17 protein-coding genes and 2 riboswitches are annotated in these 18,584 nt (G+C 33.1%); of the genes, 8 read left to right on the top strand and 9 right to left on the bottom strand.

The window, feature by feature from the left end; genetic code table 11:
• The first annotated feature begins 104 nt into the window (after positions 1-104).
• Genes ACYUJ6_RS09890 through ACYUJ6_RS09905 form a run of 4 tightly spaced genes read left to right on the top strand, consistent with a single transcriptional unit; the run spans position 105 to position 2,678 of the window.
• Positions 105-479, top strand: a complete 375-nt coding sequence (locus tag ACYUJ6_RS09890; protein WP_461842625.1) for a GntR family transcriptional regulator — start codon at positions 105-107, stop codon at positions 477-479.
• 16 nt (positions 480-495) lie between these two features.
• Positions 496-1,353 carry an ABC transporter ATP-binding protein gene (locus ACYUJ6_RS09895; protein ID WP_461842626.1) on the top strand — a complete coding sequence of 286 codons (858 nt, stop codon included), beginning with the start codon at positions 496-498 and terminating at the stop codon, positions 1,351-1,353.
• A 3-nt stretch (positions 1,354-1,356) separates the two neighbouring features.
• On the top strand, positions 1,357-2,013 hold the full coding sequence (locus ACYUJ6_RS09900; RefSeq protein ID WP_461842627.1) for an ABC-2 transporter permease: 657 nt from the start codon (positions 1,357-1,359) through the stop codon (positions 2,011-2,013).
• 17 nt (positions 2,014-2,030) lie between these two features.
• The gene (locus tag ACYUJ6_RS09905; protein WP_461842628.1) at positions 2,031-2,678 is read left to right on the top strand and encodes an ABC-2 transporter permease; all 648 of its coding nucleotides are present in this window, start codon (positions 2,031-2,033) and stop codon (positions 2,676-2,678) included.
• Positions 2,679-2,838: 160 nt separating this feature from the next.
• Here the strand turns inward: ACYUJ6_RS09905 and ACYUJ6_RS09910 are convergent, their stop codons facing one another.
• The 4 genes from ACYUJ6_RS09910 to mtnK all read right to left on the bottom strand — a co-directional run bounded on the left by ACYUJ6_RS09910 (position 2,839) and on the right by mtnK (position 7,259).
• Positions 2,839-3,489: a class II aldolase/adducin family protein gene (locus tag ACYUJ6_RS09910; protein ID WP_461842629.1), complete on the bottom strand. Its 651-nt coding sequence runs from the start codon at positions 3,487-3,489 to the stop codon at positions 2,839-2,841.
• Positions 3,490-3,501: 12 nt separating this feature from the next.
• Entirely contained in the window at positions 3,502-4,890 is a 1,389-nt protein-coding gene (locus ACYUJ6_RS09915; protein ID WP_461842630.1) for a PTS galactitol transporter subunit IIC, read from the bottom strand.
• Between the two features lie 96 nt (positions 4,891-4,986).
• Positions 4,987-6,033: an S-methyl-5-thioribose-1-phosphate isomerase gene (gene mtnA, locus ACYUJ6_RS09920; protein WP_461842631.1), complete on the bottom strand. Its 1,047-nt coding sequence runs from the start codon at positions 6,031-6,033 to the stop codon at positions 4,987-4,989.
• Between the two features lie 20 nt (positions 6,034-6,053).
• A complete protein-coding gene (mtnK, locus tag ACYUJ6_RS09925; protein ID WP_461842632.1) occupies positions 6,054-7,259 on the bottom strand; it encodes an S-methyl-5-thioribose kinase in 1,206 nt (401 codons plus the stop codon).
• Between the two features lie 291 nt (positions 7,260-7,550).
• On the opposite strand from mtnK, the gene ACYUJ6_RS09930 reads away from it, so the two are divergent.
• Both ACYUJ6_RS09930 and ACYUJ6_RS09935 read left to right on the top strand, forming a co-directional pair.
• Positions 7,551-8,336: a DeoR/GlpR family DNA-binding transcription regulator gene (locus ACYUJ6_RS09930; protein WP_461842633.1), complete on the top strand. Its 786-nt coding sequence runs from the start codon at positions 7,551-7,553 to the stop codon at positions 8,334-8,336.
• 211 nt (positions 8,337-8,547) lie between these two features.
• Positions 8,548-8,718: a DUF190 domain-containing protein gene (locus ACYUJ6_RS09935; protein WP_461842634.1), complete on the top strand. Its 171-nt coding sequence runs from the start codon at positions 8,548-8,550 to the stop codon at positions 8,716-8,718.
• A gap of 115 nt (positions 8,719-8,833) precedes the next feature.
• On the opposite strand, the gene ACYUJ6_RS09940 is transcribed toward ACYUJ6_RS09935, so the two are convergent.
• The 4 genes from ACYUJ6_RS09940 to ACYUJ6_RS09955 all read right to left on the bottom strand — a co-directional run bounded on the left by ACYUJ6_RS09940 (position 8,834) and on the right by ACYUJ6_RS09955 (position 14,862).
• Positions 8,834-9,256 carry a universal stress protein gene (locus ACYUJ6_RS09940; protein WP_461842635.1) on the bottom strand — a complete coding sequence of 141 codons (423 nt, stop codon included), beginning with the start codon at positions 9,254-9,256 and terminating at the stop codon, positions 8,834-8,836.
• A gap of 2 nt (positions 9,257-9,258) precedes the next feature.
• The gene (locus ACYUJ6_RS09945; protein ID WP_461842636.1) at positions 9,259-10,410 is read right to left on the bottom strand and encodes a cation:proton antiporter; all 1,152 of its coding nucleotides are present in this window, start codon (positions 10,408-10,410) and stop codon (positions 9,259-9,261) included.
• A 33-nt stretch (positions 10,411-10,443) separates the two neighbouring features.
• Positions 10,444-10,505, bottom strand: a riboswitch (Fluoride riboswitch).
• Between the two features lie 60 nt (positions 10,506-10,565).
• The gene (locus tag ACYUJ6_RS09950) at positions 10,566-11,375 is read right to left on the bottom strand and encodes an undecaprenyl-diphosphate phosphatase (protein ID WP_461842637.1); all 810 of its coding nucleotides are present in this window, start codon (positions 11,373-11,375) and stop codon (positions 10,566-10,568) included.
• A gap of 54 nt (positions 11,376-11,429) precedes the next feature.
• Positions 11,430-11,493, bottom strand: a riboswitch (Fluoride riboswitch).
• A 126-nt stretch (positions 11,494-11,619) separates the two neighbouring features.
• Positions 11,620-14,862 carry a DEAD/DEAH box helicase gene (locus ACYUJ6_RS09955; protein WP_461842638.1) on the bottom strand — a complete coding sequence of 1,081 codons (3,243 nt, stop codon included), beginning with the start codon at positions 14,860-14,862 and terminating at the stop codon, positions 11,620-11,622.
• A gap of 291 nt (positions 14,863-15,153) precedes the next feature.
• Here ACYUJ6_RS09955 and ACYUJ6_RS09960 point away from each other — a divergent pair, with 291 nt between their 5' ends.
• Positions 15,154-15,654, top strand: a complete 501-nt coding sequence (locus ACYUJ6_RS09960) for an amidase domain-containing protein (RefSeq protein ID WP_461842639.1) — start codon at positions 15,154-15,156, stop codon at positions 15,652-15,654.
• Between the two features lie 8 nt (positions 15,655-15,662).
• Here ACYUJ6_RS09960 and ACYUJ6_RS09965 read toward each other — a convergent pair whose 3' ends face one another.
• Positions 15,663-16,544 carry a thermonuclease family protein gene (locus tag ACYUJ6_RS09965; RefSeq protein ID WP_461842640.1) on the bottom strand — a complete coding sequence of 294 codons (882 nt, stop codon included), beginning with the start codon at positions 16,542-16,544 and terminating at the stop codon, positions 15,663-15,665.
• Between the two features lie 98 nt (positions 16,545-16,642).
• Between ACYUJ6_RS09965 and ACYUJ6_RS09970 the strand changes: the two genes are divergently transcribed.
• On the top strand, positions 16,643-18,559 hold the full coding sequence (locus ACYUJ6_RS09970; RefSeq protein ID WP_461842641.1) for an ABC-F family ATP-binding cassette domain-containing protein: 1,917 nt from the start codon (positions 16,643-16,645) through the stop codon (positions 18,557-18,559).
• Positions 18,560-18,584: the final 25 nt, after the last annotated feature.

Below are 18,584 nucleotides of genomic sequence, written 5' to 3' on the forward strand. Positions count from 1 at the left end.
AGAATTCCATTAGAAAATTAAAATTGACAAAAATATTTATTTTGTATATACTGTGTATATATCGATATATACAGTATATACGATTTACAAAAGGAGTACTGCTTATGAACATAATTATTTCCAACATATCCAAGGATCCTATTTATGAACAGATTACAAAACAAATAAAAGACAACATAATAAAGGGCATAGTCTCCGAAGGCCAGCTTCTGCCTTCCATAAGAAATCTTGCCCAGGAACTTAAAATAAGTGTAATAACCACCAAAAGGGCCTATGAGGAACTGGAAAGAGAAGGTTTTATTGAAACAGTTCCCGGAAAAGGCTCCTATGTATCAGCTCAAAACAAGGAGTTCCTAAAAGAAAAAAAGATGAAATCAATTGAAGATAAACTCATGGAAGCCATAGAGGACAGCAAAATCATTGGTCTGACGAAAAAAGAATTAAAAGAAATGCTGGATATTCTATATGACAATATGTAAATTTGGGGGGAGAATTATGAATAACATTTTGGAGATCAATAACTTAAGTAAAATTTACAAGGGTTTTACACTGAATAGTATAAGCTTTAACCTGCCCAGAGGATATATTATGGGACTCATTGGTCCAAACGGTGCCGGCAAGAGCACCACTATAAAACTCATAATGAATCTTGTAAAAAAGAATTCAGGACTTATAAAGGTTTTTGGACTGGACAATATAAAGTATGAAAAGCAGATAAAACAGAAAATAGGTTTTGTATATGATGCAAATTACTTTTACTTGGATTTGACTACAACAGCCATGAAAAATATCATATGCCGTTTTTACAAAGATTGGGACGACAAAACTTTCAATAGATATATGGATGAATTCAACCTGCCTGGCAACAAAAAAATAAAACAGTTGTCCAAGGGAATGAAAATGAAGTATTCTCTTGCCATGGCCCTTTCCCACAATGCCGAATTCATTATAATGGATGAACCCACTTCAGGACTGGATCCGGTCTTTAGAAGTGAAATGCTGGATACCCTTTGTTCAATAATCCAGGATGAGAATAAATCCATACTATTTTCCACCCACATCACCACGGATCTTGAGAAAATAGCGGATTACATCACTTTCTTGAATTCCGGCAGGATAGTTTTTTCAGATACCAAGGACAATATTCTGGACAGTTATGCCATTGTAAAAGGTGATAAAAATCTTTTACAACCTGATATGAGGAAAAAGTTTATAGGCATAAGAGAAACCTCCTTTGGTTTTGAAGGCTTGACTAATAATAAACTGGAAACAAAAAAATTATTCAAGAACAAAGTTATAATTGAAAAAGCCACCCTGGATGATATCATGGTATACACTGTGAAAGGGGAATAGGCAATGTGGAATTTAGTCCTAAAGGACATACTAATACAGAAAAAAACTTCCCTGTTTTTCATAGCATTTTTAATATTTGGAATCCTATTGTTCCAAAGAACAAATGGTAATTTCAGCGGGTATATTTCGCTTGTACTTTTTTGTATTTCCAGCAATTTTATAGAAAATGCTGCTTTGAAAGATGAAATATCCCAAAAAATTATTGTCAGCCTTCCCCTTAAAAGGTCTGATATAATTTCAGCCAAATATCTGTCCATGTTTGTATCCATGGGCATTACCATAATCATATACTATCTCATTTTACTTGTATTGACTGCCTTTGGATTTGTTAATGACCAAAAATCCATGAATTCAAATATATTATTTATATATATGGGGCAAACCTTATTTTATAGCTCACTGTATTTTCCTGCAAATTTCAAATTTGTGTATTCAAAAATCCGATATTTAAATATAATTTTAACTATACTTGTTGCTTTTGGCCCTCTATTTTTTGAAGGTCATTCTCATTTGAAAAATATTATTCTAAAAATCACTTCATATTTAAATGATGCATTTAATTTAGGATGGGCCTGGATTTGTACATTTTTATTAATAATATTGCTTTTAATATCTTTTATAATATCCTGCCGGGTATATAAAAACAAAGATTTAAACTGAAAAAGGAGGAACAGAAAATGTGGAATTTAGTTTTAAAGGACTTGCTTATACAGAAAAAAACTTTTATTATAACAATTTTAACTTGTTTACCCCTGGTTTTTGCTTTTAAGGGCAATTCCGGTGACACCAGTGTTGTGTATTCCTTTGTAGCAACCTTCACTGCTTATGCATTTTTAAGCAACAGCTTTTATAGGGATGAAGGTGCCGAGGTAATGTTAAACAGTCTTCCAATAAACAGAACAACTATAATTATATCCAAGTACTTGTCATTGCTTGTATTCGTACTTATCAGCATGATAATTTTATTTTTATTTCTCACTTTTGCACAGTATACAGGATTGATACACTTGGCTAGAACTATCAATACAGAAGGTATACTGGGGGGACTAATAGCAGTTCTATTTTTAAGCTGCATACTTTTTCCCCTGTATTTTAAATTTGGATATTTAAAAACAAGATATGCAGTAATGGCATTATTTTTAGGCATATTCTTTGTTTTTACGGCCTTTGCAAAAGTATTGGGTAAAAAAGTTCAGCTTGTTAGTACCTATTTGAAAGGTATTCCTGAGATCTCAATGAAATTTATCATAATGGCAATATGCTTCATTGTATTTTCAGTATCTTTTACTTTGTCCTGCAAAGTATACAGAAATAAAGACTTTTAATCCAAGCATAGGGTCAGACCCCCTGACAATAAATGTCAGGGGGTCTGACCCTATAACATTTTCTAACAATATTCTATATATAAGAAAAAATTTTAAAGACCTGTTTGCCCTTTTATGGCAAACAGGTCTTCTCATTGATTTTTATTTTATATTTTCATTTCTATCTGAATTTTATATATGATGGATATTTCCACTTTTTCAATTCTTCCTCAGGTAAAACATTAGGTTCTTCATGATTATTCATAAGAAGTACCCTGTAATACATTTCCGCTATCTCCTCCACATATTTTGCCTTGAGATAGGTACCCTCTATATCTTCACCTACAGTTATAACCCCATGACTTTCAAGAAGGCATGCATCTGATTTTTTAAGGGGTTCAACTACTGACTCCGCAAGTTCTTTTGTGCCAGGCCTTCCATAAGGTGCCACATGTACAGTGCCTCCATAGTACACAGCTTCATACACAATAGGGGGAATTTCCTTTTTCAATACTGCAAAAGATGTTGCAAATCTTGAATGGGTATGTACTACAGCATTTATATCCTTTCTTGAATTATATGCATAAACATGCATAAGGACTTCACTGCTGGGTTTATGATTTTCCCTATTCTCTATTACATTCAATTCCGAATCCAATACGCATATATCATTCCCCATTAAATTTTTTCTGTCTACGCCTGAGGGAGTTATCAATATGAAGCCCGTATCTTTATCCCTAATACTGAAATTTCCTGATTTATGCTTGCATAAACCTTCTTCATCTGCTTTTCGTGCTACTAAAGCCAATTCCTCTTTTTTATCTTCAAGCATAATACTCCCCTCCTATTTTACATTTCCAACTTTTACATTCTTTTTTTCTATGGTTTCCATTTCCCTGTCCATTCTTTTCATATATTTAGCATACCAGAAAAACAATCCTATAAAACAAATAAAGGCTACAAGTCCCATTACGTCTCCATTTATTATATTAGCCGCATGTGCTATACTCCACCTAAATTCCGGCCCTTCTATTCCATAATAAGTTAAAAATTGTCCTTGGGGAACTGTCAGGGTCTTTTGTACTCTGGCCAGATTTGTAAGTATAGGTGCAAATTGTGAAGAAACAATTAAATATATAGGGGTTGTTATTACACCCATTATAAACATTTTTACTATGTTCCCTCCTGTTACTATAAGAGCCGGTACTGTCGCCGCCACATTTATAATTGCAGCCAGAGGCAGAACACTGTTTACTCCGAATTTGGCAAGTATTATGGCAAATACAAGTTCCACGGGAACAAGCAAAATAGATGTAACCCATAGTTCAGAACTTCCTCCAAGCACGGACCAATCTATGCCTATGCAAAATTCCCGTCCCTTATATTTTTTCTTCATATATTCACCAGCAGCTTCAGCTATGGGACCCAGTGATTCAAGGAAAAGATTTGCCACCAGAGGGAAAAGCACCAATGCTGTTGCAATCTCAACACCAGTCTGCAGTGTAACCTTCACACTGCATCTTCCAATGGCTGCAATCAAAATTCCTACTATAAATCCCATTACACTGTTTTCCCCGAATATTCCAATCTTTTCTTTCAATTTATTTGAATCCAGATTTATTTTGTTTATTCCTGGAATAAAATCCAAAAGTCTGCTTATAGGTGCCAGTATAACTCCCTGTAAATTCATTACATGAGGACAGGTTACGTTGCTTATTTTAGATAATCTGTATACTGACTTTTGAACCAAATCCGCATTCCTCAATTCCAGTACCACTTCAATTGCTGCTGCCGCAAGAGCAAGCGGTATACTGTGAGTTATTGCAGCAACTATAGTAGCTGTAAGTATTTTACCCCATACATTCCACATATCCACATTCAAGCAGTTTGTCCATCCAAGTGCCAGCATCACTATATTTATACCTATTTGTATTGGAAAAATTATAAGTGCATAAGGCCATGCCCACGCTATGGCTGCTACAGGGGACCAGCCTACATCTATTGTAGTAAGTTTTATACCTGTAATATTTACAAATGCATTGGCAGCAGGGCTGATGGACTTAAACATAAATCCCAGCACTACATTCATTCCTGTAAAGGCTATTCCAAGAGTCAAACCACATATTATGGCTTTTTTTAATTTCATTTTAACTCCCAATGCTATTGCAATCATAATTATAGGCAGAAAAACTGCAGCTCCCAGATCCAGTATATATTTTATTACATCACCCATTTTTCTCCTCCATATTTCAGTTTATTCTTCTAGTTAAACTCCCTCTCTTTTCTATAAAAAGCCAGCTTCTTGAAAAAGAAAGGGAGCAGACAAAATCTATTTTAATATTTTTTTCAGATTTTCTCCAAAAGGAGGATATACTATGCCTTTTTCAGTTACTATGGCAGTTATATTCTCATGAGGGGTTACATCAAAGGAAGGATTATAAACTTTAACTCCCTTAGGTGCTGTCCATACTCCAAACCTGCAGGTAACCTCCTTTGGATCTCTCTCCTCTATAGGTATGTCCTTACCTGTTGGAGTATTTAAATCTATACTTGGGGTAGGTGCAGCTATATACATTGGAATATTGAAATATTTAGCCAAGATGGAAACTCCAAAGGTGCCTATTTTGTTTGCAGTGTCACCATTTGCAGCTATCCTGTCACAGCCTACTATTACAGCATCAACTTTATGCTGGCGCATAATTACCGCTGCCATGTTATCCGTGATAGTTGTCACATCTATCCCTGCCATATAAAGTTCTAAAGCAGTAAGAGTGGAACCTTGAAGCCTTGGTCTTGTTTCATCGGAATATATTTTAAGATGCCATCCCTTTTCCTTTGCAAGGTACATTGGTGCTGTAGCTGTACCATACTTTGAGGTGGCCAGCTGTCCTGCATTGCAATGAGTCAGTATTCCCATGTCGTCCTTCAACAGGGTAATTAGATTTTCTCCTATGGTTCTGCATATCTCTATGTCCTCACTGTGAATCTTTTTTGCTTCTTCTCTAAGTATTTTCTTTATATCAGCTATATTCCTGCGCCTTTCATCTTCAATTTTCCCAATCATTCTTTTAAGTGCCCAGGAAAGATTTACAGCAGTAGGTCTGCTGGAATTTAAATAATCGGCCTTTTCTACAACATATTTATAAAATTCCTCAAAAGAAGTTTCAGGTGCACTTTTAATTCCGAAATACAAACCGTAGCCTGCCGTTACTCCTATAGCCGGAGCTCCTCTCACCACCATGGTCTTTATGGCATCATAAACTCCCTCCACAGTATCATAGCTTTTATACTCTATTGAATTAGGCAATTTGGTCTGATCCAATAGTATAAGTTTATCCTCTTCATCCTTCCATTCAATTGCAAATAATTCAGACATGATTTTATCCTCCTATAATTTTAATTTGAAGAACCTTCAATTAATCTTACAAACTCATCAATGGATCCAATACCGTCCCTTTTCAAAAGAATTGATTGTCCAATTTTCAGACCCATTATCTGTGCCTTGGCCCTCTCTTTCAGATCCTCCATTATATCCATATCAGGTACATGTGCCATACCGACGATTCTCCTCATAACTTCACAAGCACAGAACCCAATGGTTTCATGAAGAAGGTTTTCTATATAATATTCTCTGTAGCCTTCAACCTTTGTTATAATATCCTTTGATTCATTTTCCCAAAGATAATTAAATTCCTTTAAAAATTCTCTCCAAATTTCTTTTATGGAACTGATAATATGATTTCTGTATTTCTCTATATCCTCTTTATTTTTATCCCTTCTGCCTTCCCAGGAAGCATAATTCAAAATAAAATTGGCAAACAGCAGACCTATATCATATCCATAAGGACCATAAAATGCAAATTCACAGTCAAATACCACAGTTTTCTCCTCATTTATGAATATGGAACCTGTATGCAGATCTCCGTGAAGTAAAGATTCAGCCTTTGTCATAAATATATTTTTCAATTTTGAAACCTCAAGAGCTATTCTTTTATCCTGCCACATCTTTTCCACATAATCTTTTATATATTCGTTTACATCATTTGACTGGGCATCCATATAAGGATCGTTCAAAACAAGCCTTTCCGTTATATCACACAATTCAGGACTTATAAATTTTCCCACAATTTTTTTCTTCTCCATAGGGCTCATTCCCATATCAGAAGTAAGGAATAAATTCCTGGCCATGAATTTTCCTATCTGTTGTGAAAACTTAGGAAATGTTTTCATTTCCATCATGGCTTTTCTGAGAATTTCCATATCCCCCAGATCTTCCATAACCGTAAGTGCATATTCGTCACTGTGATAATATATCTTAGGCACACTGCCAGGACATACTTTATCCTGAAGCTTCAAAGTTTCAGCTTCTATCCTGTTTCTGTCCAAAGTGAGCTTCCATCCGTCTCCTGCAATTTTAAGATAAGGAAGTGCCTGCTTTACAATAACCCTCTTATCATCATCCAGATCAACCACTCTAAAAACAAGATTCAGATTTCCATCTCCAACTTCTTTGCTGGCTAGCTTGTGATTTTTAGGAAATACTCCTTCTTTTTTCAGGTAATCACCTATAGTTTCGTTGTTCATAGCTTCATACTGGCTCATTTTTTTAACCTCCGTTTATCTTTATTGGTAATACTTTTTATTTAAATAAGTTTATGTTTATAAATAACATTTATTTGTTTAAATATTACACCTATATGTGAAAATTCACAAATGCTGTATAATAGTAAAATCTATTGAATTTCATTAATTGTAAATATTATATATATTTTTTCTAATTCTATCTAAAAAAACGACATTTTTAGTCCCTATTCTTTTATAAATCACACTACTATGATATATTTATATTATATTGATTCAATTTAATCTTCGTTTAATGGGGAGGTATATACCGTGACACAAGAAGAAAGAAGATTATCAATTAAAAAAATCTTAAATAACTATAAAAAAGTTGAAATAAAAGATCTCAGCAGAGATTTAAATGTATCTGAAATGACCATAAGACGTGACCTGGAATATCTTGAAAAAAAAGGTGTATTAAAAAGGGTTCTCAAAGGTGCCATAGCCACTTCCATAAACAACACGGATCCCATTGATGACAGTTTGAAAATAAGAACTCGTCAGAATATAGCAGAAAAAAGCGCCATAGCCAAATATGCCAGCACCCTTATAAAAGATGGAGACATAATATTCATGGACGCTTCCACCACTGTATATGCATTATGTCCTTACATAATAAACAAAAAAATAACCATAGTCACAAATTGTATAAGAATATGCAATTATTTTAACAGTGTTAAAAATATAAACATCATACTTGCAGGTGGGATTTTAAGATATGGAACCCTTTCTCTTATAGGAACGGATACAAACCGATTTTTAAAGCAATACAATACCAACAAGCTTTTCATATCAGGCAAGGCCCTGTCTTTAAAAGATGGACTCACGGATGTAAATACTTTCGAAATAGATGCTAAAAAGGCAGCCATGGAAAACACCGAAGAAATCATATTACTGATGGACAGCAGCAAATTAAACAAAACCTCTTTGATTAAAGTCTGCCATATCAATGATATATCCAAAATAATAATTGATGGTTTCAACGATTTTTCATCCCAGCAGCAAAACACATTGGATTTGATAAAAAATAACAACACTCATGTAATTATAGTCAATTAGCCCTTCAATTACTAATTGACTGCAAATTTTCACCATTGTCTTTTCTATTTTATCCCATTGTACTAAATTCTAGATTGTTTTTTTCCTAAAAACACTTTATTTAACATTATTCTCCTGTATTTATATAATGGGTTCATTCTTTCTTGGAACCATAGGACTTACCCTAGAAACCGAAATTAGTAGTATATACTAAAAAAAGCGGTGATAATAAATGAAATTAACCAAAGGATGGGAAATGTTTAGAATTTATATTAGTAAGGCCGCCAGATACAAGAAGTACAGCTTATACCATTCATTAGTTTTAAAATTAAAAGAGATGGGAATGGCAGAAGTAACCATGACAAGATGCCTGGAAGGCTATGAAAAATCAAAAAATTTATGAAGCCATCTAAATAATCTCAGAAGTTAGGGGAATGAGATCAAAAAGCTGGCTTCAGCTTATATTCAATCATAATTAAGATAGATGTCAATTGTTTTTTAATTTTAAATGAATTTTATTATAACCTTACAACTAGTACTTGGCAGTGTGCACTTCTCGTAACAGAAACAGCTACGCTTCCAAGTAAAAATTTTGATATTTTATTACGTCCTCTATGACCTATAATTATTAAATCTGAATCTATGCTATCAGCATAAGCTACTATACTCTGGGCTATATTACCTGAGATAATTTTTTTACATATACTTATTCCCAACTTATTAGCTTTTTTTTCTGCTGTATTTTGTGCATCATCATAAAATTTTGTTCCATCTTTCATCATCCCATCAAATTCACTTTTTGTTTCCACAAAATCTGGTACATGAACTACAGATACCAAATGTATAGTTGAATCAAAATTTTTCTTAAATTCTACAGCAACATCAAAAGCCTTTTCAGAATATACAGATCCATCATAAGCTACTACTATCTTTTCATACATCTTTATTTTACCTCCTCGTCATTTACACTATTTACATTTATTTTTCCAACATTATTTACAGGATTAAAAAATCTTTGAGCTATAAGAGTTGGCACAACAGCACTTAAAATCACTGTTGTCACTATAATAGAATACTGAATTTTACTTATAAAGCCATGGCTGAGTCCAAATAAAGCAGCTATCGAGCCAAAGGTTAATCCTGTTGACATAAGTAAAGTAGTATATATTCCTTCTCTCTTTTTATATTTATACAATATGGTAAGTGGCCTCACCCCTATATATTTAGTAATTATTTTTATACCTAAAAATACCAATACTATCCATGCGTAGTTTATAACATGGTAAGAAACATTGCTTCCGGCTTTTAAAAAATAAAAAGGTATAAATAAACTAAAAGTTATAGCTGTAAGTTTATCTGATAAATATCTTTGTTTCTTAAAAAACGGTGAAAGTGCTAATCCTATTATATATGCAGGCAATACCGCTTCTACATTTGCCATTGTAGCTATGCCACCACATAAAAATAAGATCAGGAATATATATTTTATCTCCAGTTGATATGTTTTGCCGCCAAATTTATCATTGAATTTAGTGGTGACTTTATTCAAGAAAGGTGTGATTGCGGCCATTAATATTATAAAAAGGATAAGCCATTTATTAAAGTTGGCAAATATAAGTCCCAGTGCTAAAACAGTACCTAAATCCGTAACAAAACAAGCAGCTAAAATTTTCTGCCCTAATTCTTTTTTATCCAGGCCCGTTTCAAGCATTACTGAATAAACTACGGCGACAGAAGTAGTTGAAAGTGATATTCCACAAATTTCTGAAGAATTCAAAGTCCATCCCAAAATATAATAGGACCCTAAAAAACATAATATAAATGGTGCCACAAAAGATAATATCCCTATGGATAAACTTTGTTTTAGATTGGATTTTAATATATCATGGTCTATTTCTGCTCCTGCCTGAAATGTAAGAATTATACTTCCCGCGCCTGCAAGAAAGTCAATCCACTGATTTGTAGATAAATTCATCAGATTACCTGCAATAATACCAACTATTATTTCCACTAAGGATATTGAAATACCAGAGTAGTACGCGATAATTCCTGCGATTATGGATAGGATAATCCACTTTGAAAATAAAATCCACATTTCTCTAACCCTCCTAAATTATTTATAATAAAAAAATTTATAGGAGTCATTAGCACAAATGTGCATTTAAGACGAACTCCATCGTCTGTACTTAATTATTTATTTTTATAAAAAAACTAATTCATATTTTAAAACTTATTTCAAATTAAATATACTTATACTATATTAAAAAAAGCTAATATTAAAATAATACTTCCTAACAATATTCTATATATAGAAAAAGGTTTTAAAGACTTGTTTTGTAAATACTCAATAAATTTTTTAATACTAAATAATGAAATTATAAATGATATAATAAAACTTAGAAATATGCTAAAGATTTCTACATTGCTTAACATTAGTTTACTTATAAATAAACTCCTATAATCAGAAATTATTGATGAATATATTGATAATATGGCAATAAAAAAGGAAAATTCAGCAGCAGCTAATAATGATACACCATTTATCATAGATGCCATAATCACAGCTGCAGTTCTAGACATTCCTGGTATAAGTCCAATACAGCTAAAAAGTCCTATTTTCAGAGAACGTACTAATCCAATATGGTTAAAACTTTTAACTTTATACATGTTTTTAAATTTATTTTCAACAACTGCTAGCAAAATACCACCAGTTATTAACGTTATGCCCATATTAACAAAATTAAAAAGATTTTTTTCTATAAAACCTTCCAAAGCTGAATTAACTATAATTGAAGGATAAAATCCAACTAATACCATAATCCAAAACCTAAATCCCCATTTACCAAGTCCTATATTACAAAATGATTTTAAAATAAACTTTCTGTATGTATAAATAATTGCAATCAATGTTCCCAACTGAGTTGATATAATAAATAAGGTTAAAATTTCTTGTTTAAAATCAAAAAATTTAACTAATAATGCTATATGTGCATCAGATGATATGGGAAGTAATTCTGTTATTCCTTCCACAATACCTATAATAATAGCTTTTACTATCAATTCAAGTTTTCCCCCCTCCGCAATAATAATAGACACAACAAAAAACTTCTACTAACAATAGTAGAAGTCATTAATCGCAAAGGATAATTTAAAGATGAACTTCATCACCTAAAATTTCAATTTATGGTTTTATTTTATCATAGATTTGTATATATGTCAATCTATGATAGAATAAAATTAAACTTTCCAGGCATAGGGTCAGGTCTTTTGACAATAAATGTCAGGGGGTCTGACCCTATTCCATTTATTTGAACAATTTTATAATTTCCTCCTGTGATAACGAGGCAATTCCCTGACTTCCGGAAAGCTCTCCTCCAAGCAGACTGTCTATAAGCCTTTTCTTTTCCTCCTGCAGCTGTATAATCTTTTCTTCAATAGTGCCTTTAGCTACAAGCTTTATTACTTCCACCACATGTTTTTGGCCTATTCTGTGCACCCTGTCCGTAGCCTGCTCTTCTACAGCAGGATTCCACCAGGGATCAAAATGAATTACTATGTCTGCAGAAGTGAGATTGAGACCTGTTCCCCCCGCCTTTAAACTTATTAAAAATACTGAATTTATTCCTGAATTAAACTCTTCCACCAATTTCATCCTATTTTTTGAAGATACAGAACCATCCAGGTAACTATACTCTATTCCCTCTTTGCTTATTCTCCCTGCAATATTTTTAAGTACAGAAGTAAATTGTGAAAATACCAGCACTCTGTGCCCTTCACCTATACTCTGTGTTAAAAGCTCCACCAGTGCTTCTATTTTTGCACTGCTTCCGCTGTAGTCTCCCATTACTACAGATGGATCAAGACAAAGCTGCCTGAGCTTTGTAATATATGCAAGTATTTCAATTTTACTGTTTTTAAATTCATCTTCTTTTACTTTATTTTCAATAAGATCCAGTGCATGCTTTGCATAGGTTCCATAAACCTTCTCCTGTTTATCCTTTAAATGAACCATAATTGTCTTTTCTATTTTATCCGGCAGTTCTTTTATAACATCTTTTTTCTTTCTTCTCAAAATAAATGGTTTTACAAGCCTGTTGAGATCTTCAATTACTACAGGATCCTCTTTAAATTTCTTATAATATCTCACACTGAATCTCTTTTCATCATATAAATAGCCCGGCATTATGAAATCAAATATGGACCAGAGCTCCATAACAGAATTTTCTATAGGGGTGCCTGTCAGTGCAAATCTTCTCCTTGCTTTTATACTTTTTACACTCTCCGCATTTTGACAATGAGGATTTTTTATATACTGGGCTTCGTCCAGCATACAGTAGTCAAATTCTATATTATTATATATTTCCAAATCCCTTTTTAAAAGATTATAAGTAGTTATAACAGCCTGATATTTATTTATATTTTTCAGCAGTTCTTCTCTTTCTTTTCTTGGTCCGTTAACTGCTGCTACTTTCATATCCGGAGCAAATTTTTCAAATTCATGAATCCAATTGTATACCAGGGATGTAGGTACTACAATCAATGACTTGCTGCCTGGATTTGAAAGTAAAAACGCAATTGCCTGAAATGTTTTCCCAAGTCCCATCTCATCTCCCAGTATTCCGCCAAACCCCAGATAATCCAGTGTCTTAAACCAATTATAACCTACTTTTTGATATTCCCTTAAATCAATCTTTAATTTCTCCGGTTCCTCAAATTCAAAGTTTTTTATGTTCTTCAATTTATCTCTTATTTTTTTAAGTTCTAAACTGCCCTTAATATATCTTATATTGTTTTCTTCTATATATGAATCTAAATAAATACTTTTATTTTTACTTATTTTCATATGATTGTCTACAATATTATCCTTTGAGACCACATCCAATAATCTCAAGAACTTTCTAAGTTCCAATTCTTCCAAATCAAGGTATTCCCCGCTCTTTAACTTATAATATTTAAGATTATCTCTAAAAGCCCTCAATATGGCAGCTGTCTCTTCTGATGGTATGTCATCCAGCTTGAATTTCATTTCAAAATAATCATATTTTCCTGATTTAACGTCTCCACTTATATTTTTACTGCTTATGGATTTTATACCTTTGAAGTTTTCAGAGTAAAACACCTCTCCTATTTTCTGAAGCTTTTCTATTTCCACTTTGAAAAATCTAAATATATAGTCATCCCCCCACATAAGATAAAACTTGTTATCCGACCTTTCAAATCCCAAAGATCGCAATATTTTCAAAGTCCCTGCTTCTCTTTTAGAATCCCTGTATATGATCTTCTCAGTACAATCCTCAAAAATATTAAACTCAAAAGCCCCATATTTAACTTTCACAATTAGAGCAACCTTCTTGCCTTCCTTGTCAAAATAGAACTTAAACTCACATTTTTCATTTACTATCTTATCTCTTATAGATTTGGACAATACAACATTATCTGATAATAAATTAAGGTCAGGAATTAAATCTCTAAGTATGGTATCTTCCTCAGATCCCTGCAGTATAACTGTTCTAGCTTCATTGAACACTGTAAGATAAGGATTTATTTTTGAACAATATTCAGCATCAGGAAGATATATAGTTGATCCATAAAAAAATACATTATTTCTTGAGCCCAATACCATAGGCATTCCGTTTGGCAGCTTTAAGACATAATCTTTTTTCACTATATTCAAATCAAATTTCAGCGGTGGATTATCTTCCAGCACCTCAGTTTCAATGCATCTGTATAAAAAGCCTTCATCTAAATAAACTCTATGCTCTTTTATTACCTGAAAAAATTCCCTTACCAGATAATCCGGTATGTGTATATACTTTCCGTCTACATTTGATTTTTTTACCCTGCCTCTATATATGGAACTTCCCTCTATACTTTTCAGCATCTGAATAAAATCTATAAGGCATTTGTCTTTCACACTCAACTTATCCTGTCTCATATCCAGAGTAAAATTTTTTCCGTAAGATACAGGTATACCGCTCAAGATTGCCAGCAAAAACTGGTTTATATCTTTTAAAACATAAAGGTTACTTGAGTTCATGGAAATAAGCCCTATTTTAAACTGGGCAGAAATTTTATTTTCCCATTGATTTCTATTTACGTAAACCTCTATTTTTATTTCACTCCTGCCCTTTTCATCACCTAAGAGCGTGGATAGTGTATTCTTATTACATTTGGTCCGAAAAATATTTTCAGTGTTTGATTCATTTAAAAGGGGATGTTTTACTAATTTATCAACTGCCCTGTAAAATGTGGCTATTAAATGCTTACAGCAGTAATTGTCTTTTCTGAATTCATTATTTTCATAATCCATGCAGCTGCAGTAAGTTGAAACTATGTTTTTATTTTCAGTATCCATTTGAATTTCCGTGTTATATTCATTAAAAAGGCTTTCTGAAATAACCCTGCCCTTTATGTAAATAAGATCTTCTTCACTTGAAATATCTACAGAAGAAACCAGGTCGTTATCTATAATTCTCATTCCCTTGCCATGGTTTTTCCCGCTTATCTGTTCATTAAATAATTGTAATAACTTATCCTTATCCATCATATCACCCTGGTTTATATATTTTATCTAACTGCTGTGATTTATTATTGCTGCAGTTTCCATCTGCAGTATAAACCAATGCTTATCCCTTAATAAGTTATTTTAAGATTCATATGGGAAAAACAATTATTGGAAATAAATACCACTTGAATCCAAAAATAACTTTATACAGAACTTAATTATAACATAAATAGACTTCCATGAATTCAGATAAAATTTTTACGTTCTCTTCCCTGTAATTTTTTATTATATATTAGCATAGATTATATCATAAACAATTTTTTTGGAGTAATTATGCGTTATAGAAAAAACTTATCCTATTCTAGAATGAAAGCTGTAAATTATGCTTTAACTTATGCCCAATCACCAAATTCTGCTTACAGATATTTTCTTGTACAGGGTGATAATGGCGGCGACTGTACAAACTTCATATCTCAATGCCTTAAAGCTGGGAATGCTCCCATGGTTTCTTCAGGCAAAAGCACATGGTGGTACAGCAAAAATAGCTGGTCTGTTTCCTGGGCCGTAGCCGGTTCACTTTACTGGTATTTAAAAATCAATGCTGCTGAAAAACTATATGGTGTGAAAGGTATACAAGTTGATTCTGTATCCATGCTGGAGCCGGGAGATATAATATTTTATGAGAACAAAAGAGGTAAAATACAACATTCCGCCATAATAACTTCATTTAACAGGAATTATCCTCTGATATCCCAGCATACTCCAAATCTTCTAAACATATCTTATGAAAAAGATTGGGCAGTAAAGATGTATTTTTTAAAGATATCTCTATAAACTTGAATTTATATTTTTGATTTTCTGTATCCTGCAGCCTGTGCCTCTTTTTCTGTATTAAACCATGCCTCCGGATTTGTTTTATCATAATATTTATCCCCTGGCATATGATAAATTTTCTCACCTTTTGAATTTATATTGCCCTTTATGAGTCCATGCTCCGAAGAAGTACCGTTTTCACTGGATGAATCGGTACCCGAAGAAGTACTTCTGCTTTTTATATTTGATGCAGAACCTGCAGTTCTTTTTATACTATCTCCTCTTGTAGTCCCATTGGAATTTACAGACCATAAACCTCTGTCGTTTTCTCTGGCCTCTGTACAGAACTTCTTAAAATAATCCGCATATTTTACATTGGGTTGAATTGTCATCTGCTGTGCATAACCATTGACAGCCAGTATGGCATTAAACATCTTGTTTATAATTTCGCTTTCATTTATTTCCGCAGGCGGTGAAAGCCATACATATCTTAAAAGCCTTCCATATTTGTCTGTATCACCTGTATCCTTTTCAAGATATACAGTTTTACCTAAAAGCTTTGATTTAGTGTAATTGCTTGCTTCTTCTCCATACTGCTGGTGTTCTGTTGTGCTTTCAGGTGTATTTACACCTATAAATCTCACTTTCACATCTTGTCCATTTTCCAGCTTCACATACACTGTATCTCCATCTATATGTTTGATTACCACTGCTTTTTCAAGTTGTATTGGTGATTTGGATTCTTGGTTTATAGTCTTGTTGGAATCATTATTTTTTACAGCAAGTGTTTGTGTGGGTTTATCTGCATTTTTATTATCACTGCTGGAATCTGAACATCCTGCTGCTGAAAACAGTAAGATTCCGGCAATACAAATTGTTAGAATCTTGCTAATGAATTTTTTGTTTTTCATCTTATCATCCTCTTTTAGCAATTTTTATGGAACCACAATGATTATATCACATTTATTATCTACTCATGTTATAATAATAGGGCAAAGGATGTGTAAGAATGAATTTATTAACTGCGGAAAATATAAGCAAAAGTTACAGTGAAAAAATACTGCTTGACAATATATCTTTGGGAATAAATGAAGGAGATAAAATAGGCATCATAGGTGTTAATGGTACCGGGAAATCAACACTTTTAAAAATTCTCTCCGGATTTGAAACACCAGATAAGGGCAGAATCATAAGAGCAAATAAATCTGAACTAGGATATTTACCCCAGAATTCTGATTTTAATAATAGTAGTGAAACAACGGTACTGGAACAAATTTTCAGGGGCAGTTCTCCTGTAATGAAACTTTTAAGAGAATATAAAACCATTCTCAGACTTATTAAAAAAGATCCTGATAATGTAAAGCTGCAAAATCAAATTTTTAATCTTAATTCTAAAATGGAAGCAGAAAATACATGGGAAATTGAAAACCAGGCTAAAATCATACTTACAAAACTGGGTATTGTTGATTTTGATGCAAAGATATCTACACTTTCAGGAGGACAGAAAAAGAGAATAGCCCTGGCCTCTGCCCTCATAACTCCCTCAAATATCCTAATACTTGATGAACCCACAAATCACCTTGATGATGAAACCATCGAGTGGTTGGAGGAATTTTTAATCAGCCATAAGGGCGCTCTGCTCATGGTAACCCATGACAGGTTTTTTTTAGATAAAATCACCAATAGAATACTTGAACTTCATAATGGAAATTTATACAGTTACACAGGTAACTACAGTACTTTTCTTGAAAAAAAGGCAGAAAGACTTGAAAGAGAGAACAGCGATGAAAGAAAAAGAGAAAGCCTTATAAAAAAAGAACTTGCCTGGATAAGAAGAGGTGCAAAAGCAAGGAGCACAAAGCAAAAAGCCAGAATTCAAAGATTTGAGCAGCTTACAAATGAAGAATCAATTTCAGACAATTCAAAACTGGATATGGATATTAAAAGTTCAAGGATTGGTAAAAAAGTCATAAACATAGATAATATAAGCAAGAGCTTCGGAGACAAAACCATTATCAAAAACTTTTCATACAATATATTAAATAACGACAGAATAGGGATAATAGGCCCAAATGGCTGTGGCAAATCAACGCTGATGAATATTTTAGCCAAAAAAATCCTGCCTGACAGCGGAAGCATAGATATAGGTGAAACCATCAAAATAGGATACTATTCCCAGGGAATATCCAACATGGACATGAATCAAAGGGTAATTGAGTATATAAGAGGAACATCAGAATATGCCGCCACTGCAGAAGGTGAAAAAATAAGTGCCTCTGCTGTACTTGAGAAATTTCTCTTTCAGCCCTCGGTTCAATGGACTCCACTGGGAAAACTCTCAGGTGGAGAAAGAAGAAGGCTTTATCTTTTAAAAGTGCTTATGGAATATCCTAACCTGCTTTTACTGGATGAACCTACAAATGATCTTGACATAGAGACACTTACAATTCTTGAAGATTATATTCAAAACTTTAAAGGGGCGGTTGTGGCCGTATCCCACGATAGATATTTTCTTGACAAAATAGTAAACAAGATATTTGCATTTGAAGGCCAGGGGCAGATCTCCCAGTATACCAGCAGCTATTTCTATTTCCGCCAGATACAAAAGAAGAAACAAAAAGAAGTCTCAAAAGAAAATATTAAAAAAGTCATTGAAAAAAAGGATTATACTCAGCATCAAAAAAAGAAGTTAAAATTCACCTATAAAGAACAGCTGGAATTCAGTGAAATAGATGGTATAATTGAGAACCTGGAAAAATCTATATCTCAAAAAGAAACAGAAATAGGACAGATCTCTTCTGATTATATGCGTCTTGAGGAACTTACAGCTGAAAAAGACGGTCTGGAAAAGGAACTGAATGAAAAAATGGATCGATGGACTTACTTGAATGAGCTCAATGAAAAAATTCAAGAAAATAAAGACTGAGAGTATAATAAAAGGCCCCCTAATG

The organism is Clostridium sp. JNZ X4-2 (genome assembly GCF_054889485.1).

What these genes read in the sequence shown, in the direction of transcription:
- ACYUJ6_RS09965 (WP_461842640.1), bottom strand. Translation starts at nt 16,544, where the DNA reads ATGAAAAACAAAAAATTCATTAGCAAGATTCTAACAATTTGTATTGCC.
- ACYUJ6_RS09915 (WP_461842630.1), bottom strand. Translation starts at nt 4,890, where the DNA reads ATGGGTGATGTAATAAAATATATACTGGATCTGGGAGCTGCAGTTTTT.
- ACYUJ6_RS09910 (WP_461842629.1), bottom strand. Translation starts at nt 3,489, where the DNA reads ATGCTTGAAGATAAAAAAGAGGAATTGGCTTTAGTAGCACGAAAAGCA.
- ACYUJ6_RS09960 (WP_461842639.1), top strand. Translation starts at nt 15,154, where the DNA reads ATGCGTTATAGAAAAAACTTATCCTATTCTAGAATGAAAGCTGTAAAT.
- ACYUJ6_RS09935 (WP_461842634.1), top strand. Translation starts at nt 8,548, where the DNA reads ATGAAATTAACCAAAGGATGGGAAATGTTTAGAATTTATATTAGTAAG.
- ACYUJ6_RS09900 (WP_461842627.1), top strand. Translation starts at nt 1,357, where the DNA reads ATGTGGAATTTAGTCCTAAAGGACATACTAATACAGAAAAAAACTTCC.
- ACYUJ6_RS09940 (WP_461842635.1), bottom strand. Translation starts at nt 9,256, where the DNA reads ATGTATGAAAAGATAGTAGTAGCTTATGATGGATCTGTATATTCTGAA.
- ACYUJ6_RS09905 (WP_461842628.1), top strand. Translation starts at nt 2,031, where the DNA reads ATGTGGAATTTAGTTTTAAAGGACTTGCTTATACAGAAAAAAACTTTT.
- ACYUJ6_RS09890 (WP_461842625.1), top strand. Translation starts at nt 105, where the DNA reads ATGAACATAATTATTTCCAACATATCCAAGGATCCTATTTATGAACAG.
- ACYUJ6_RS09945 (WP_461842636.1), bottom strand. Translation starts at nt 10,410, where the DNA reads ATGTGGATTTTATTTTCAAAGTGGATTATCCTATCCATAATCGCAGGA.
- mtnA (WP_461842631.1), bottom strand. Translation starts at nt 6,033, where the DNA reads ATGTCTGAATTATTTGCAATTGAATGGAAGGATGAAGAGGATAAACTT.
- ACYUJ6_RS09955 (WP_461842638.1), bottom strand. Translation starts at nt 14,862, where the DNA reads ATGATGGATAAGGATAAGTTATTACAATTATTTAATGAACAGATAAGC.
- ACYUJ6_RS09970 (WP_461842641.1), top strand. Translation starts at nt 16,643, where the DNA reads ATGAATTTATTAACTGCGGAAAATATAAGCAAAAGTTACAGTGAAAAA.
- ACYUJ6_RS09895 (WP_461842626.1), top strand. Translation starts at nt 496, where the DNA reads ATGAATAACATTTTGGAGATCAATAACTTAAGTAAAATTTACAAGGGT.
- mtnK (WP_461842632.1), bottom strand. Translation starts at nt 7,259, where the DNA reads ATGAGCCAGTATGAAGCTATGAACAACGAAACTATAGGTGATTACCTG.